Below are 16,001 nucleotides of genomic sequence, written 5' to 3'. Positions count from 1 at the left end.
CGGGCTCGGTCATAGCAATCGCACCGACCATTTCGCCGGATGCCAGTTTAGGCAGCCATTTCTGCTTTTGGTCCTCGCTGCCATAGGCGGTGATGTAATGGGTCACAATCGATTGGATGCCATATCCCCAACCGGCATCCCCGCGAGAGGTCTGCTCATAGATCGTGACCGAGTCAAAGCCCATGCCACCGCCAACGCCGCCGTATTCTTCGTCAATGGCACCAGCCATCAGACCGGCTGCACCTGCTTTGTGCCAGAAATCCCGATCCACAACGCCATTATCGACCCAGTTTTCAATGTTGGGAACCAGTTCATCATCCATGAACCGGCCTGCCATCTCGGCAAACATCCGGTGTTCGTCAGTAACCCATGCGGCGGTGCTGGAAAAAAGCGACATATCTCGTCTCCGATCTAAAGTTACCGGAAGGCTACCTTTCACCGCGATTCCAGCCAATCCGTGTGACGTGGCGTCCAGCTTCTTCGCAACGTAACGTTCTTTAAACGCAATGAATGGACGGACAAACCGGCTCAGGTCTTCCACAAAATCAGTAAATTGCAGATTTCAGCTAGGTTTGATCCGTCACGCCAGTGCGTTATCCAGCAGAACCTGCGCGGCTTCTTTGGCATCCTGTGCTGGATCGCAGCTTTTCAGCAGCACCGCCGTCACGATTGCCCCCTCTTTCAGGAGCAGCAACTGGCAACCCAGCTTTTCGGGATTTCGTGCGCCCGCCTTGCGGGCGAGCTCTGTGAAATACTCTAACAAAACCCGCTTGTGTTCGGCGGCCTGTACATGAATGGGATGATCTTTATCCTGATATTCAGCGCCTGCCTTGATGAACATGCAGCCCCGGAAACTGTCTTCCTCAAACCACTCTTTCAGCGCATCGAAACTGGCAATCAGTTGTTCAGCGGGCGTATCGGCAAGCTCTTCAATCCGGCGCAGAAACCAGTTGCGGAAGTTTTCGTCCCGCAACCTCAGGGCTGCCAGAATAAGCTCCTCTTTGGTGCGGAAGTGTTTGTACATCGAGGTTTTTGAAACCCCGGTTTCCGCAACAAGCTTGTCCATGCCGGTTGCGTGAAATCCATCACGATAAAAGACCTGCAGCGCCTTTCGCACCAGCTCATCTCGTTTGTTGGGGCGCATGATTCGGCTCCTTAGTGTACTGATCAGTACATATTGTTGCGAGCGATACGTTGCAATGACCCCATGCAAGCCATTGAATCCAAACAATCTAATCACAGGCGACACTAAAGTTTCAAAAATATTTCCGAGTGATACTTGAAAAAGTTAACAGATCGGTACATTTACTTGCATAAGTTTACCGATCTGTACACCCAGGATTAAACCCATGCGCCGTTACCCCAACCCATTTTCATCTCAGTATCTTCCACTGCTTTTAACCCTGGCCCTTCTGGCCGCCTCACTGACCTGAAAGATCCAAGATGAAACGACCACCCCTACCTCCATTCACGCTTGATACAGCTATTCAAAAAGTACGAATGGCTGAGAATGCCTGGAACAGCCGTGATCCGGATGTCGTTACGCCTGCCTATTCCGACGACAGCCAATGGCGGAATCGTGCAGAATTTCTGACAGGTCACGCGGACATCCATGCCTTCCTGACCCGCAAATGGCACAAGGAGATGGAATATCGACTGATCAAAGAACTGTGGGCCTTTTTAGGAAACCGCATTGCCGTGCGCTATGCTTATGAATGGCGTGACGACAGCGGTCAGTGGTTCCGATCTTATGGCAACGAAAACTGGGAGTTTGCCGAAGATGGCAGAATGGCGCATCGCCATGCCTCATTGAACGACCTCCCGATTACCGAAGGCGAACGGCTGTATCACTGGCCGCTCGGGCCACGCCCCGATGACCACCCCGGCCTGTCTGAACTGGGTCTTTGAAAGGACACAACATGCCCCGCGCTTTTTCCGAACTGACCTTTACCCCAGCCGTCCGCGCCCATCAGGAGCGTATGGGTTCAGCCGCGTCCTATTCAAAGTTCATTGAAGGCGGCCCACAGCAGGGTCATCAGATCGGTGACGCCGAAAAGGCATTCATCCAAGCGCGGGATGGGTTCTATCAATCCACCGTTTCCGAAACCGGGTGGCCATATGTACAGTATCGCGGCGGACCGATCGGATTTCTGAAGGTGCTGGGTCCGACCACTATCGGATATGCCGATTTTTCTGGCAACAAACAGTATATTTCCCGGGGAAATCTGGACGGCAACGATCGGATCGCAATGATCCTGATGGACTATGCCAACCAACGTCGCCTGAAGATTTTGGGGCGGGTTGAGTTCACCGAAGGTGAAACTGCGGCAGCCAGCTTGTACCCGGAGGACGCGGATGCTCCGGCAGAACGCGCCGTTCTCATCCGGGTCGAAGCGCTAGACTGGAATTGTCCGCGCCATATTACGCCCCGGTTTACCGAAGCTGAGCTGCGCCCCCACCTTAACACACTAGGGCAACAACTTGCTCAGCTACAAAACGAAAATGTGCGCCTTAAGCAAGAGCTGGCCAAGCGGGCATGATCAGTCCCGATGATCCGCAATACCGAAAGTAATTTTAGAAAAAAGGTTTGTTTGTCATGCTACGATCAGCATTGAATGTTGCCGCCATAGCGCTGGTTGGCTGCGCGTTTTCAATTGCCATTATGATGTTTGGTTTTTTCGCATCACCAGAAGCCGTACGAACATCGCCGCCCTCTCTCTACAATACATTGTTGCTGGATCAGCTAAAGCGGCAATAAAAGGCCCTCGGCTCAGTCGTTCTGGGCAGAAGCAGCCATCGCCTCAATACCCGCAGTACAAAATTCAACAAGCTGATCGATGCCACTCAACTCTCCGCCTTTGGACAAAGCTTCCACTCGCCAAGCACTGTTCAGATGAGCCAGCACAGCCGATACAGAGTAAATCTGCCCGCTTGCCAGCAAGGCGGAATCGACGCCGGGATACAAGTCTGAAATCTCCGCGATGAACCTTTGCGCTGTCGGATCGAAACACTCGGCTGCAATTTTGCGCCAGCGTGGATCGACCGAAACATGGGCCACCAGACGCCCATAAGACATCCATCCGGGTCCACCTGCCTCGGCCAGCGTCACATAGGGTCTGATGAAACAATCCAGAATTTGGCGCACGGTCAGCGCCCCTTTGGCTTTCGCCTCAGTCAGAGCCGCAATCCTGAGACCGGCCAGTTCGTCTGCACGACGCGCAACGGTTTTATAAAACAGCTCCTCTTTAGTGCCGCCGTGATGCTGCACCAATCCGACTTGCACCCCCGCCTTTGCCGCAATGTCGCGGATTGATGCCCCCTCGAATCCCCGTTCGGCAAACAGAGTTTCAGCCGCATCCAGAATCTTTGCCCTGGTCTGCAGTGACCGCTGCGATGGTGCTCTTTTTCTTGGTTTTTCGGTGTTTTTCAGAGTCATAATTTTCATCTTGCCTTATTTTATACGATCGTTCAATTTAAACCTCAAGAACAGGGGAGGGTTCATGACACAATCACGTGAGGCATTCGCCTTGATCGGGGCGGGTCCAATGGGGCTGGCTGCGGCTAAGGTTCTGAAAGAACAGGGCATCCCCTTTCAGGGGTTCGAGCTGCATTCGAATGTGGGCGGTTTGTGGGACATCGATGGCCCCAAATCGACCATGTACGAAACGGCGCATCTGATCTCGTCCAAGCGGATGACCGAATTCGCAGACTTCCCTATGGAGGATGCGGTCGCTGAATACCCATCTCATCGTGCGATGCGCGACTATTTTCGCGCCTTTGCAGACAACTTTGGACTGCGCGACCACTACAAGTTCAACACCGAGGTCACCAAAGTCTCTCCTCTGGGTGGACCCGGCGATGGCTGGCATGTCAGCTGGCGCGATCAGGAAGGTGAGCATGAAGCTGAATTTGCCGGAGTTCTGATCGCCAACGGCACCCTGTCCGAGCCCAACATGCCGGAATTTCCCGGCACCTTTGATGGCGAGCTGATCCACGCATCTGAGTATCGCTACCCCAGTCAGTTCGATGGCAAACGCGTGCTGGTTGTCGGCGCAGGAAACTCGGGCTGCGACATAGCGGTGGACGCCATTCACCACGCAGAGCTTTGCGATCTGTCGATGCGGCGCGGCTATTACTTTGTTCCCAAATATGTGTTCGGCAAACCTGCCGACACGATGGGGGGCATGATCCGCCTGCCCATGTGGCTAAAACGCAAAGTCGATAACTTGATCCTTGGTTGGTTCGTCGGCGATCCGCAGAAATACGGTTTTCCCAAACCGGACTATAAGCTCTACGAAAGTCACCCGGTGGTGAATTCTCTGGTGCTTTATCACGCAGGCCATGGCGATCTGCGCATTCAGCCCGACATCGACAAGATCGACGGCAAAACGGTCCATTTCAAAGACGGCAGCAGCGAGGATTACGACATGATCCTCGCCGCTACGGGATACAAACTGCATTACCCCTTCATCGACCCGAACCTGCTGAACTGGCAGGGCGATGCACCTCATCTCTATCTCAACTCCATGCACCCGGAGCGCGATGACCTGTTCGTTCTGGGCATGATCGAAGCAACCGGATTGGGCTGGCAGGGGCGGCACGAGCAGGCCGAGATGGTGGCGCGCTACATAAAAGGCATTCGGAACGGCTGCCCCGTCGCTGCTGAGCTGAAAGTCAAAAAACAAGAAAACTATGAGCGCGCCACCGGAGGCATGAACTATCTCAAACTCGCCCGCATGGCCTACTACGTCGATAAGGCGACCTATCGCAAAGCGGTTACCGGCTGGATCGAACGGTTCAGGAAAGCCGCGACATGACCGGCATCGACGAGATTACGCTGAACTTCAGCCCAGCATCGTTGACGCTGTTGAACGCGATTTTGGCGATTGTGATGTTCTCGATTGCCATTGATCTCACGCCTCGGGATTTTGACCGCCTGCGTCGAGCGCCAAAACCTGTTGTTGTCGGGTTGGTTTCTCAGTTTGTCGTGTTGCCCGCTTTGACCTTTGCTCTGGTCTGGCTTGTTGCGCCACGCCCGTCGATTGCGCTAGGGCTGATCCTTGTTGCGGCGTGTCCCGGCGGCAATATCTCGAACTTCATCACACATCGGGCTGGTGGGAATGCGGCCTTGTCCGTTTCAATGACCGCTTTCGCGACCGTCGGCGCGATTGTCATGACACCGTTCAACATCGCCCTTTGGGGCGGGCTGTATCCACCAACACGGGAAATCCTGCAACAAACCAAAATCGACCCGGTCCAGATCGCGATCATCGTCGGGCTGATGCTGATCCTGCCACTGGTTCTGGGTGTCACTCTGAACCAGCGCCGCCCGGACCTGACCGCGCGACTGCGGGTACCGCTGCAGTATCTTTCAATGGGCATCTTCGTGGCCTTCATCATACTCGCTCTGGCGGCCAACTGGGGGTTCTTCCTGAGCTACGCCGGAGCTGTCGCCGGGCTTGTGATCCTTCACAATGCATTGGCTCTGGGGGGCGGTTGGGTCGTTGCCACTCTGACCCGGCTGTCCCCTTACGACCGCCGCGCCGTAACCATTGAGACGGGCATTCAGAATTCAGGCCTCGGGCTTGTATTGATATTTGCCTTCTTCCACGGGTTGGGGGGAATGGCCGTGGTCGCAGCCTTCTGGGGAATCTGGCATGCGATCTCGGGCTTGGCGTTGGCATCCGTGATGGCCAGAACTGAGGCTGCGCAATGACACGTATCCTTATCACCGGCGCTGCGGGCATGGTCGGACACTCACTTCTGTCCGAGCTGAAAGACCACCAAGTTTTTGCCACCGACCTGCATCGCCCGGACTTCATGCCGGATGAAGTCACCTATCTGCGGATGGACGTCACAACGGGTGAACCCGCACGGGTCATTTCGAAGGTCAAGCCAGACGTCATCGTGCATTTGGCATCGATCGTCACCCCTCCGCCGAAGATGGGGCGCGAAACTGCGTATGCGGTCGATGTCGAAGGAACGCGGAAGGTTGTAAACGCGGCCATTGCCAATGGTGTCCGACGGCTGGTGGTCACCTCGTCTGGTGCCGCGTATGGATACCATGCCGACAACCGGGTTCCGTTGCGCGAGCAGGATCCTCTGCGCGGAAACCCTGAGTTTCCCTATTCAGATCACAAGCGACAAGTCGAGGAGCTGCTGGCCGAGGCACGAAAGCTGGCCCCAGAACTCGAGCAGGTTGTTCTACGTGTCGGTACGGTGCTGGGCGAAGGTACAGAAAACCAGATCACGGCATTGTTTCACAAACCCCGACTACTGGCGGTGTCAGGTAGTGAAAGCCCGTTTGTCTTCATTTGGACCCGCGATCTGGCCCGCATACTCAAACGTGCTGCAACCGACGGGCCCGCCGGCATCTATAACGTGGCCGGAGACGGAGCGCTTGGTGTCGGCGATCTGGCCAAAGCTATGAACAAGTCCGTTCTGCGCTTGCCGCCCTGGTCGCTGAAGGCTGCCCTCTCGATCGCACGTCCGCTTGGGTTGTCGCGCTATGGCCCCGAACAGGTCAGGTTTCTGCAATACCGTCCTGTTCTGGACAATACCGCTTTGAAATCCGAATTCGGCTATACGCCCGAAAAGACCAGCGCCGAAGTTTTTGATCTCTGGAAACAGCAGGCAGGCCTATGAAAACAGCAGTGATATCTGGTGGAGCCGGCGGATTGGGTCAGGCCTTGTCAGCGGCGCTGCAAGCGCGCGGATGGCGCGTTGTGTTGCTTGACTTGGATGTGTCAGGATTATCGACAACGCCCTCACAACTGCCGATCACGTGCGACCTGACCAAAAAGGATCAACTGGCCAAAGCTGTCGAAGAAACCATCGCCACGAGCGAAACGATCGATCTGGTCATATACAACGCAGGCATCACGCAAATCTGCGGGTTTGATCAGTCCGATGATGCAAGTCACCGCAAAGTGTTCGAGATCAACTATTTCGCGGCCGTCGCCATGGCACGCGCGTTTCTTTCAGAGATTCGCGCATCCAAAGGTACGCATTTGGCGATCTCTTCGGTGGCAGGGTTTGCCCCTCTCTATCATCGCACTGCCTATGCTGCGTCCAAACACGCGTTGGAAGGGTTCTTTAAATCGCTGCGATCAGAAGAAAAACCGCATGGCGTTCAGGTCCATCTCGCGGCGCCTTCCTTTGTTTCGACCAATCCGGGCAACGCCGACAGGCAAGCTGATGGAACGGCGCGTCCAGGATCAGCAGCGGACGGGATGGATGAAATGAGCCCTGCAGATGCAGCAGCCACCATTTTGCGTGGTCTGGACAAATCGCAGCCAACCATACCTGTCGGACGGGTCGCACGGCTTGCATGGTGGCTCAATCGCCTTTCCCCGCGCCTGTACCAGCATTTGATGGAGCGAAACATTCGCGGCCAGTGAGGCTTTAGAGAAACTTGGCGGTGGCACAGTTCAGCCACCTGATTGACGCCAGTGCAGGCGATGATCGCCCGAATTACCCAATTCAGAAGGATCTTGGTCGTAAAACGTGACCCGGGGTTGCCCTTTGGCCCCAGCTTTGCTTTGTCTCTGCTGAACAATCCGGCCTGCTGCAAAGCAGAGGGAGAGGCCGGACAGCGGAGAGGATCACCAAATGGCAAAAGTCGCGTTCCTTGGCCTGGGCGTCATGGGTTATCCCATGGCCGGTCACCTGCAGGCAGCGGGTCACGAAGTCACTGTTTATAATCGCACTGCAGCCAAGGCCGAAGCCTGGGTTGAACAACATGGCGGTGCGATGGCTATGACACCGGAACAAGCGGTACAGGGTGCAGAATTCGTTAAGGCCTGTGTTGGAAATGACGACGATCTGCGAATGATCTGCACTGGTGAAAGCGGTGCCTTTGGGGGCATGTCAAAGGGCGCAATTTTCGTCGATCACACCACAGTTTCCGCAAAAGTTACACGCGAGTTATACGATGCGGCCGCCGCGCAGGGCATCGATTTTGTCGACGCGCCAATCTCAGGTGGTCAGGCCGGGGCTGAAAACGGAGTGCTTTCGATCATGTGTGGTGGCGATCAGGCGGCTTATGACAAAGCCGAGCCAGTGATGCAGGTTTATTCGAAAGTCTGCCGCCGTATTGGCGACAGCGGAGCGGGCCAGATGACCAAAATGTGCAATCAGATTGCCATCGCTGGTGTCGTTCAAGGTCTCAGTGAGGCTATTCATTTCGCTGAAAAAGCAGGGCTGGATGGCCGCGCAGTTGTCGAAGTCATCAGTCAGGGCGCTGCTGGCAGCTGGCAGATGGTAAACCGTCACGAAACCATGCTGGACGATCATTTCGACTATGGCTTTGCAGTGGACTGGATGCGCAAGGATCTTGGTATCTGCCTCGATGAAGCCAATGAAAACGGCGCTTCGCTGCCGGTCACGGCGTTGGTCGATCAGTTTTACAAGGACGTGCAGAAACTGGGCGGCGGGCGTTGGGATACATCCTCGCTGATCAAACGGCTGCGGGCGCTGGACTAAAGGACACTCAGGCTGATGAGCGATTTGACAGAATTCTGGGCAGGCGCCCTGCGCAGGCATTGGGGTCACGAAGCCAAGCTGACGCAGCTGGATGGCGAATATGACCTCAACTTTCTGGTTCAGGCAACCAATGGTCAGGACTACGTGCTGAAGGTCATGCGGGCAGATTGCGAAGCTGAGTTCGTCGATTTGCAGGTGAAAGCCCTTGAACATATCGCGACAGAAGCGCCTGGATTGCCATTTCCCAAGGTGTTTCCTGATCTGAATGGAAATCTGCTGCCCGGCATCGAAGATGAGGCGGGCCAAACCAGACTGGTTTGGTTGCTCGAACGCCTGCCCGGGGAATGCTACGCAAAAGCGGCCCCCAAACGGGAAGAGTTGATCCTGAAACTGGGGCGCGCTCTTGGCGCCACTGATCGCGCGTTGGAACGGTTCTCGCATGACGGTCTGCATCGCTCGGATTTCAAATGGGATCTCGTTCAGGCAGGCTGGATCAATGACAAGCTGGATGCGATTGTAGATCCCGACAGACGGGCTTTGCTGCAGGAAATCGCCGACGGGTTTGCTGCGATATCCGACCAGCTGAACGAGCTGCCGAAACAGGCCATCCACAATGATGCCAACGACTACAATATCCTTGTCGAAGGCGAATTGGGGCAACGGCAGAGCATCTCTGGCCTGATCGACCTAGGCGACATGTGCGCAGCGCCACGCATCTGCGATCTGGCCATCGCCGGTGCCTATATCGTTCTGGATCATCCAAAGCCCGAGCGCGCCTTGACTGCACTGGTACGTGGTTATCACGCAGCCAACAGGTTGCGACCGGAAGAAGTTGACCTGATCTGGCCCCTTCTGCGCATGCGACTGGCCGTTTCCGTCGTGAACTCGACACTGATGGCGATCGAAAACCCCGAAGATCCTTATGTAACCATCAGTCAGGCTCCGGCTTGGCGCTTTCTGGAGAACACATCGGTAAATGGCGGCCTGATGCCCGCGCGCCTGCGGGCCGCGTGTGGGTTGCCGGTGACGGATGGTGCTGAACGCATCCACGCCTATCTGTCCGAACATCGTGGCCAGTTTGCCCAGATGTTCGGACAGGACCTGAGCGACACTCCAATGGGCTCACTGTCAGTTGAAAACTCAACGTGGCCACAGAACCCGTTCCACATGCCGCTGGAAGAGGCTGCGCGCGTGGGTGAGGAGTTTGGCGATGGTCTGTGGCTGGGCTATTACAGCGAGCCGCGTCTGATCTATGCCGAGCCCGGATTCCGCAAGGGACCATGGAAAGCATCCGATCGTCGCACGGTACATCTGGCAGTGGACGTGTTCGCGCCGGCAGGCACTGTGCTGCACGCGCCTATGAGTGGCCGGGTTGAAGTTGTTGAGAACCGGGACAGTCACCTCGACTATGGCGGTGTCGTCATCCTGCATCACGAAACGCCCGAAGGTGATCCGTTCTATACACTCTACGGCCATCTGGACCCAGAAGTCTGCGACCGTCTGAAACCCGGCGACCCTGTGGCACAAGGTGCGGCCTTTGCCCGGCTTGGGGATGCCAGCCAGAATGGCGGCTGGGCTCCGCATGTACATTTCCAGCTGGCGCTCACGACCGCCGGAATGGAAGCTGACTGGCCCGGCGTTGGCGATCCGGATGAGATGTATCTGTGGCACGCGGTTTGCCCAAACCCGGCAGCGCTGCTGAACCTGCCAGATGAGAAGGTTTTCTATCACCCGACGGACAAGCAGGCGATCCTGCAGGGACGGCACGACCAATTCGGTGGAAATCTGTCGTTGACCTATGACGATCCGGTCATGCTGGTGCGTGGTTGGAAACATCATCTGTTTGATGAGTGGGGTCGACCCTATCTGGACGCCTACAATAACGTCCCACATGTGGGTCACGCTCATCCCCGAATTCAGGCTGTTGCTGCAGATCAGCTGAAGCGTATGAACTCGAACACCCGATACCTGCACCCGGCGCAAACCGCGTTTGCCGACAAGGTATTGTCAAAGCTGCCCGATCATTTCGACGTCTGCTTTTTCGTGAACTCGGGTACAGAAGCAAACGAACTGGCTCTGCGTCTGGCCCGTGCTCATACCGGCGCGAAAGGGATCGTAACGCCTGATCATGGCTATCACGGCAATACCAATGCTGCGGTGGCGATCTCGGCCTACAAGTTCAACAAGCCGGGCGGAATTGGCAAGGCCGATTGGGTCGAGCTGGTGGAGGTTGCAGACGACTATCGCGGATCGTTCAAACGTGACGATCCGGAGCGTGCATCAAAATTCGCTGATCTGGTGGATCCGGCGATTGAAGCGCTTCGCGAACGGGGTCAGGGTGTTGCTGGCTTCATTGCTGAAACCTTCCCTTCGGTGGGTGGTCAGATCATTCCACCCAAAGGGTATCTGCCAGCGGTCTACGAGAAAATCCGCGCTGCCGGAGGTGTCTGTATCGCCGATGAGGTTCAGACTGGCCTAGGCCGGTTGGGTGAATATTACTTCGGTTTCGAACATCAGGGGGCACTGCCGGATATCGTCGTCATGGGGAAACCCATTGGAAACGGTCACCCGCTGGGCGTTCTGGTCACGACCAAGGCAATTGCCGACAGTTTCAACAACGGGATCGAGTTCTTTTCGACCTTTGGCGGTTCAACCCTGTCCTGCCGTATCGGTAATGAGGTTCTGGATATTGTTGATGACGAAGGCCTGCAGGACAACGCAAGCGCGATGGGTGCACTCCTTATGGCTGGTCTGCGTCAGATCGAAATTGATTTTGACTGTGTCGGTGATGTGCGGGGCATGGGGCTGTTTCTGGGTGTTGAACTCATCAATCCCGATGGCTCCGAAGGCACCGAAATCTGCAAATACGTCAAGAACCGGATGCGCGATCATCGCATTCTCATCGGCAGCGAGGGGCCAAAGGACAACATCCTGAAAATCAGGCCACCTTTGACCATCGAACCCGAAGACGTTGACATGATCCTGTGGGCCTTGCGCGATGTTCTGAGCGAGGTTGGGGCGTTCGAACCCGCCCCGGCCTGCGATCATGATCACCATCACGCAGGATGTGGCTGCTGTTAAAACGAAACCCCGGCTCTTGTGGGCCTGGGTTTTGCGATCTTCCTGTCAGTGCAACACGGTCGAGGGGGTTTTGTGCCCGGTTGTTGGCAGCGGTATCGCGGTTGTCATTCGACGCAATGCAAGCCCAAGCTCTTCGGAAAGCGATGCCAATGCCGGAGCGAAATCTGGGCGTACGATAAGCGAGGCCATCATCATGGCATCCTCGCGCGCACCTTCCGAGGCGGCTGCGATCATCTGGGCAAAGCAGTTCTCGTCAGCACCCAGACACGCACAACCAAGCCCATGACGTACCAGCGGACGGCGTCCGTGATGGGCACACAGCGAGCACAAACGATCAAGTGTCAGCATTGCTGCACGTCCCTGATCCGCGCCCAGCGCGATATCGAAATCGCTGGCCGCATCTGCCCGCCCGTCAGCTCCTTCGCTCCACAGTCGCAGATACATGACTGCACCTGCCTCCAATGGGCTCAGGTCGGATAGCCGCCCGACGGCAGCTCCGCCGCGTGAGTTTGGAGCGCTCATTTTGTCAAGATCAGCTTACCGGCGCGGGTGATGCGCAGAGTGTAAAGCTGGTCGCCCAACTCGATATGGGCCAGGTTGCCACCTTTAGTCAGATCCTCGGCCTTGTGGGAAGGAAGCATAGAAACCGCATAGGATTGGCTGGGGTTCGGGTTCTGCGCGTTCATCGGGACATCTCCAGGGCTGTTCAGGCGAAACGCCTTATCTGTTCGCATTCACTGATCTGGCTGACCCTGGATTGGGTTGGCTGTTGCTTCATCGCTTAATCTGATTAAAATAGTAAGGTATGTCAAGACCTGGATTTTGCTTGTGCAGAAACTTGCAATTTGCGCCTCTAGTTTGAATGAGTTACGCCTTGTTAAACAGGCGACAGAGGCGTGCAAATAGATGTCAGCAGCAATCGTATTCGACCTTGATGGTACGTTGGTAGACAGCCTTGCTGATCTCGCCGGAGCCGTGAATCGCATGTTGGGCGATGTTGGGCACGCGCCATTGCCTCAAACCATTATCGGGCGATTCGTTGGAAATGGCCTGCCCAAGCTGGTTGAACGAACAGTTCGCCATTGCGAAATCGACATGAACCGCCACGGTGAGCTGACGAAGCTGACCTTGGATCACTACAACAAAACATCCAGTGATCAGACCGTGCCTTATCCCGGCGTCATGGAAGCATTGGCAGAGTTACGCGGGCAGGGACACCGCCTTGGCGTCTGCACCAACAAACCCGAAAAACCGGCACGCCATGTGTTGAAAGCACTGAAACTCGCCCATCACTTTGATGTTGTTTTTGGCGGTGACACACTGTCCGTACGCAAACCTAACCCCAAGCATTTAAACGAAACTTTTGATGCGTTGGGCTGCTCAGGGCCCAGACTGTTTGTTGGTGACAGCGAAGTGGATGCCGAAACAGCCAAACGCGCCGAAGTACCGTTTCTGCTGTTCACAGAAGGGTATCGCAAGTCACCAGTAGCAGAAATTCCGCATACAATCAGTTACGATGACAGCGCCAAATTGCCCGCACTTGTTGGCCAATACTTGGCAGGAACGGATTAACCCAATCCGAAAATTGTTTTGGGCAACGGCCAGTTTTCTTATGTCAGAAGGTTTTTGAGGGGCCGGCTGAGGGGGTAAGATGCCAGCCCCTCATCGGGGAAAGTGGTTGGTCAGGAATGACCCTGTTAAGATCAAGATAGCCTGCAGCGCCGATGCGCGAAATTGGGGGATTCCCGTAGGTGGGCATTTTTTCTGACAGAAAGGCCCGAGGTCCTTATCTGCCAGCATCGTCTTCCAATCCGGTTTTTTAGCTCAGATGTGACTGCTGAATTCCAGTGCAGAAACACTGCAGTTCGCTGGTGACCGACAGATTTGCGCGGCAGCGCGCGCAATAACCAGTTCCTCGTTCGTCGGAACAACCATGACCTGAACCCGTGAGAGCTGAGTTGAGATAACCCGTGCGCTGTCGGCGTTCGCGTCGGGGTCTAACTCAATCCCCAACCATCCCATATCCGCACAGATACGCTCTCGTGCCAGAGACGAGTTCTCACCGATGCCCCCGGTGAACACAACCGCATCCAAACCGCCCAAAACGGCGGCAAGCGCCCCCAATTCACGGCGTGCCCGGAAATTGAAATAGCTGATCGCTTTGCGTGTTGCCGGAGTATCCGCTTCCTCGAGCGTGCGCATATCATTTGACAGACCCGACATCCCAAGCAAACCGGACTCGCGGTACAGCAGTTGGGTTATCTGGGCGGCAGACATGCCTTTCTGCTCCATGAGATACAGGACAACGCCCGGATCCAGTTGTCCGCATCGGGTTCCCATCGGCAAACCATCCAAAGCCGAAAACCCCATGCTGGAGCCGACCGAACGACCGCTGATCATGCCACACATCGATGCCCCGTTCCCGAGATGGGCAACGATCACGCGACCGCTGTGCAACAGAGGCGCAGTTTTGGCCATATGGTTTGAAATGTAGTCATAGCTGAGCCCATGAAACCCGTAACGCCGCACGCCCATGTCATAATACACGGCGGGCAGTGCGAAGGTGTCATTAACCCACGGATGATTGCGATGAAACGCAGTATCAAAGCACGCAATCTGAACCGCGTCCGGAAACCGCTCCATCGCTGCGCGGGCTCCGGCGATGTTGAACGGCTGGTGCAGCGGCGCAAAGGGCGAGAAACGTTCAAGGTCCTTCAGACTGTTCCGTGTCAACAGAACCGGGCCGTCATTGTCAGGTCCACCATGCACGATGCGATGTCCAACGGCTGAAATGGTAACGCCCGGAAACTGCCGAACCACCAGATCCAGAACGTGGTCGAGCGCGCTGTGATGATCGACAATCTCCTCGGACGTTTCATCAATCAGATCCCGGCCATCCAAGGCCGTCGCCTGAATATGTGCAGCCGGACTGCCAATGCGATCAACTTCGCCTGTACATATCGCCTCGGGCTCGTCCCCCTGCATCGAGAACAAACCAAACTTCAGAGAGGACGAACCCGAATTCAAGGTCACAACATGGGTCATCAAATCCGCTCCGCCATTCGGGCAGCGTGCAACGCCGCAACAGCGCATGAAGCCAACCGCGCCTTGTCGTCATCAGCCCTGCTATTCAGGATGATCGGCACCTTAGCCCCCAGCACAACGCCTGCCCCTTCGGCATGCGCGATGTAAGTCAATTGCTTGGCCAGCATGTTCCCGGCATCAAGGTTAGGCACCACCAGAATATCCGCCCGGCCAGCCACTTCGGATACAATTCCCTTGGTTCGGGCTGCGGCCAGACTGACCGCGTTGTCCATTGCCAAAGGTCCATCCACAAGCCCGCCTCGGATTTGACCCCGCTCGGCCATCTTGGATAACAGCGCTGCATCTATCGACGATCTGATGGCGGGGTTCACCGTTTCAACCGCCGACAGTATTCCGGCCTTCGGAGACTGGATACCGATTGAGATGGCCAGATCGATGGCGTTCTGGGTGATGTCGATCTTTGTCTCAAGATCAGGTTCGATATTGATCGCGGCATCCGTCACCAGCAAAGGATGCGGTTGCCCCGGCACGTCCATAACAAAAACATGAGTGAAACGCCTGCCAGCACGAAGACCGTGCTCCTTGCGCAAAGCGGCGCGCAACAGGTCGTCGGTGTGCAGATGTCCCTTCATCAGGGCCTGCGCACGCCCCTCGACAACCAGATCGACAGCTACACCTGCGGCATCAAAGTGATCCCGCACAGGGACGATCTCGGCATTTCCCAATCGCAGATCTATCTCACGTGCCGCCGCTTGGATCTTGTCGGGATCACCGACAAGTATCGGATCAATTATCGTCTCTTTCGCAGCCAGCAAGGCGCCACCCAGTGAATTCGGCTCCTCTGGCGCAACCACCGCGGTGGGAATGGGTGGCAGGGGACGAGATCGATCCAAAAGTGCATCAAAGTGCCGGTGTCGCTGCACCACCAGACCGGGTACTTCGATGTCACTGAACGAAAGCTCTTTCTCCGGTGCTATCACAACTGCAGTACCCGTTACGATTACAGCGTCATCGTCAGGACGGATGACTTCCGTATCCATTACGACCTCGCGGTTATCGCATTTCTGGGCAACGGTTACCCGCGCCAGTAATTCATCACCTGCATGGGCACGATCCACGAACTCGAAACTCTGCGATTTGTACAAGGTGCCCGCACCGGGAAGGATGTTACCAAGCACAGCCGAGATCAGCGCCCCAACGAACATCGCCGGCGCGATGGCTTCGTTCACGGTGTCCCCGTCGCCATCTTCATTGGCCAGATGGAGTGGATTGTGATTGCCCGAGTTTGACGCAAACACGAAGAAATCATCCTCTGTGCAAATCCGTCTTAGCTCGGCGCTGTCGCCGACCTTGAGCTGGTCATAGGGTTTATTGTGATATCTCATTTTTGG

The 16,001-nt window shown here is 55.8% G+C and carries 16 protein-coding genes; 9 read left to right on the top strand and 7 right to left on the bottom strand.

The window, feature by feature from the left end; genetic code table 11:
- A partial coding sequence (locus E1297_RS50415; protein ID WP_244327870.1) for an acyl-CoA dehydrogenase family protein occupies positions 1-397 on the bottom strand: 397 nt, incomplete at its 3' end.
- Between the two features lie 183 nt (positions 398-580).
- Positions 581-1,144 (bottom strand): TetR/AcrR family transcriptional regulator, encoded by a 564-nt coding sequence (locus E1297_RS23740; protein ID WP_155142950.1) that lies wholly within the window; start codon positions 1,142-1,144, stop codon positions 581-583.
- Positions 1,145-1,443: 299 nt separating this feature from the next.
- On the opposite strand from E1297_RS23740, the gene E1297_RS23735 reads away from it, so the two are divergent.
- The gene (locus E1297_RS23735; protein ID WP_155142948.1) at positions 1,444-1,908 is read left to right on the top strand and encodes a nuclear transport factor 2 family protein; all 465 of its coding nucleotides are present in this window, start codon (positions 1,444-1,446) and stop codon (positions 1,906-1,908) included.
- Positions 1,909-1,919: 11 nt separating this feature from the next.
- Positions 1,920-2,540 (top strand): pyridoxamine 5'-phosphate oxidase family protein, encoded by a 621-nt coding sequence (locus E1297_RS23730; protein ID WP_155142946.1) that lies wholly within the window; start codon positions 1,920-1,922, stop codon positions 2,538-2,540.
- Positions 2,541-2,770: 230 nt separating this feature from the next.
- On the opposite strand, the gene E1297_RS23725 is transcribed toward E1297_RS23730, so the two are convergent.
- Positions 2,771-3,436, bottom strand: a complete 666-nt coding sequence (locus E1297_RS23725; RefSeq protein WP_155142944.1) for a TetR/AcrR family transcriptional regulator — start codon at positions 3,434-3,436, stop codon at positions 2,771-2,773.
- Between the two features lie 64 nt (positions 3,437-3,500).
- On the opposite strand from E1297_RS23725, the gene E1297_RS23720 reads away from it, so the two are divergent.
- From E1297_RS23720 to E1297_RS23695, 6 genes are all read left to right on the top strand, one after another.
- The gene (locus tag E1297_RS23720; RefSeq protein WP_155142942.1) at positions 3,501-4,817 is read left to right on the top strand and encodes an NAD(P)/FAD-dependent oxidoreductase; all 1,317 of its coding nucleotides are present in this window, start codon (positions 3,501-3,503) and stop codon (positions 4,815-4,817) included.
- The gene (locus E1297_RS23715; RefSeq protein ID WP_155142940.1) at positions 4,814-5,716 is read left to right on the top strand and encodes a bile acid:sodium symporter family protein; all 903 of its coding nucleotides are present in this window, start codon (positions 4,814-4,816) and stop codon (positions 5,714-5,716) included. Before E1297_RS23720 ends, E1297_RS23715 begins: the two co-directional genes overlap by 4 nt.
- The gene (locus E1297_RS23710; protein WP_155142938.1) at positions 5,713-6,645 is read left to right on the top strand and encodes an SDR family oxidoreductase; all 933 of its coding nucleotides are present in this window, start codon (positions 5,713-5,715) and stop codon (positions 6,643-6,645) included. Before E1297_RS23715 ends, E1297_RS23710 begins: the two co-directional genes overlap by 4 nt.
- Positions 6,642-7,400, top strand: a complete 759-nt coding sequence (locus E1297_RS23705) for an SDR family oxidoreductase (protein WP_155142936.1) — start codon at positions 6,642-6,644, stop codon at positions 7,398-7,400. Before E1297_RS23710 ends, E1297_RS23705 begins: the two co-directional genes overlap by 4 nt.
- A 157-nt stretch (positions 7,401-7,557) precedes the next feature.
- Complete coding sequence (locus E1297_RS23700) at positions 7,558-8,484, top strand: NAD(P)-dependent oxidoreductase (protein ID WP_368669661.1); 927 nt, start codon at positions 7,558-7,560, stop codon at positions 8,482-8,484.
- Between the two features lie 15 nt (positions 8,485-8,499).
- A complete protein-coding gene (locus E1297_RS23695; protein ID WP_155142932.1) occupies positions 8,500-11,565 on the top strand; it encodes an aminotransferase class III-fold pyridoxal phosphate-dependent enzyme in 3,066 nt (1,021 codons plus the stop codon).
- Between the two features lie 45 nt (positions 11,566-11,610).
- On the opposite strand, the gene E1297_RS23690 is transcribed toward E1297_RS23695, so the two are convergent.
- Positions 11,611-12,087, bottom strand: a complete 477-nt coding sequence (locus E1297_RS23690) for a hypothetical protein (RefSeq protein ID WP_155142930.1) — start codon at positions 12,085-12,087, stop codon at positions 11,611-11,613.
- Positions 12,084-12,251 carry a hemin uptake protein HemP gene (hemP, locus tag E1297_RS23685; protein WP_155143008.1) on the bottom strand — a complete coding sequence of 56 codons (168 nt, stop codon included), beginning with the start codon at positions 12,249-12,251 and terminating at the stop codon, positions 12,084-12,086. Before hemP ends, E1297_RS23690 begins: the two co-directional genes overlap by 4 nt.
- A gap of 220 nt (positions 12,252-12,471) precedes the next feature.
- Between hemP and gph the strand changes: the two genes are divergently transcribed.
- A complete protein-coding gene (gene gph / locus E1297_RS23680; protein ID WP_155142928.1) occupies positions 12,472-13,137 on the top strand; it encodes a phosphoglycolate phosphatase in 666 nt (221 codons plus the stop codon).
- 252 nt (positions 13,138-13,389) lie between these two features.
- Here the strand turns inward: gph and E1297_RS23675 are convergent, their stop codons facing one another.
- Both E1297_RS23675 and E1297_RS23670 read right to left on the bottom strand, forming a co-directional pair.
- Complete coding sequence (locus E1297_RS23675) at positions 13,390-14,610, bottom strand: acetate/propionate family kinase (RefSeq protein ID WP_155142926.1); 1,221 nt, start codon at positions 14,608-14,610, stop codon at positions 13,390-13,392.
- On the bottom strand, positions 14,610-15,995 hold the full coding sequence (locus tag E1297_RS23670) for a bifunctional enoyl-CoA hydratase/phosphate acetyltransferase (RefSeq protein WP_155142924.1): 1,386 nt from the start codon (positions 15,993-15,995) through the stop codon (positions 14,610-14,612). The genes E1297_RS23675 and E1297_RS23670 overlap by 1 nt, the downstream gene beginning before the upstream one ends.
- Between the last annotated feature and the right edge of the window lie 6 nt (positions 15,996-16,001).

Source organism: Roseibium sp. RKSG952 (genome assembly GCF_009711355.1).
The sequence above is the reverse complement of the archived record's forward strand: the minus strand, read 5'-3'. Positions and strand labels throughout refer to the sequence as shown.

What these genes read in the sequence shown, in the direction of transcription:
- E1297_RS23670 (WP_155142924.1), bottom strand. Translation starts at nt 15,995, where the DNA reads ATGAGATATCACAATAAACCCTATGACCAGCTCAAGGTCGGCGACAGC.
- E1297_RS23715 (WP_155142940.1), top strand. Translation starts at nt 4,814, where the DNA reads ATGACCGGCATCGACGAGATTACGCTGAACTTCAGCCCAGCATCGTTG.
- E1297_RS23690 (WP_155142930.1), bottom strand. Translation starts at nt 12,087, where the DNA reads ATGAGCGCTCCAAACTCACGCGGCGGAGCTGCCGTCGGGCGGCTATCC.
- E1297_RS23705 (WP_155142936.1), top strand. Translation starts at nt 6,642, where the DNA reads ATGAAAACAGCAGTGATATCTGGTGGAGCCGGCGGATTGGGTCAGGCC.
- hemP (WP_155143008.1), bottom strand. Translation starts at nt 12,251, where the DNA reads ATGAACGCGCAGAACCCGAACCCCAGCCAATCCTATGCGGTTTCTATG.
- E1297_RS23695 (WP_155142932.1), top strand. Translation starts at nt 8,500, where the DNA reads ATGAGCGATTTGACAGAATTCTGGGCAGGCGCCCTGCGCAGGCATTGG.
- E1297_RS23710 (WP_155142938.1), top strand. Translation starts at nt 5,713, where the DNA reads ATGACACGTATCCTTATCACCGGCGCTGCGGGCATGGTCGGACACTCA.
- E1297_RS23740 (WP_155142950.1), bottom strand. Translation starts at nt 1,144, where the DNA reads ATGCGCCCCAACAAACGAGATGAGCTGGTGCGAAAGGCGCTGCAGGTC.
- E1297_RS23735 (WP_155142948.1), top strand. Translation starts at nt 1,444, where the DNA reads ATGAAACGACCACCCCTACCTCCATTCACGCTTGATACAGCTATTCAA.
- E1297_RS23725 (WP_155142944.1), bottom strand. Translation starts at nt 3,436, where the DNA reads ATGACTCTGAAAAACACCGAAAAACCAAGAAAAAGAGCACCATCGCAG.
- E1297_RS23675 (WP_155142926.1), bottom strand. Translation starts at nt 14,610, where the DNA reads ATGACCCATGTTGTGACCTTGAATTCGGGTTCGTCCTCTCTGAAGTTT.
- E1297_RS23720 (WP_155142942.1), top strand. Translation starts at nt 3,501, where the DNA reads ATGACACAATCACGTGAGGCATTCGCCTTGATCGGGGCGGGTCCAATG.
- E1297_RS23730 (WP_155142946.1), top strand. Translation starts at nt 1,920, where the DNA reads ATGCCCCGCGCTTTTTCCGAACTGACCTTTACCCCAGCCGTCCGCGCC.
- gph (WP_155142928.1), top strand. Translation starts at nt 12,472, where the DNA reads ATGTCAGCAGCAATCGTATTCGACCTTGATGGTACGTTGGTAGACAGC.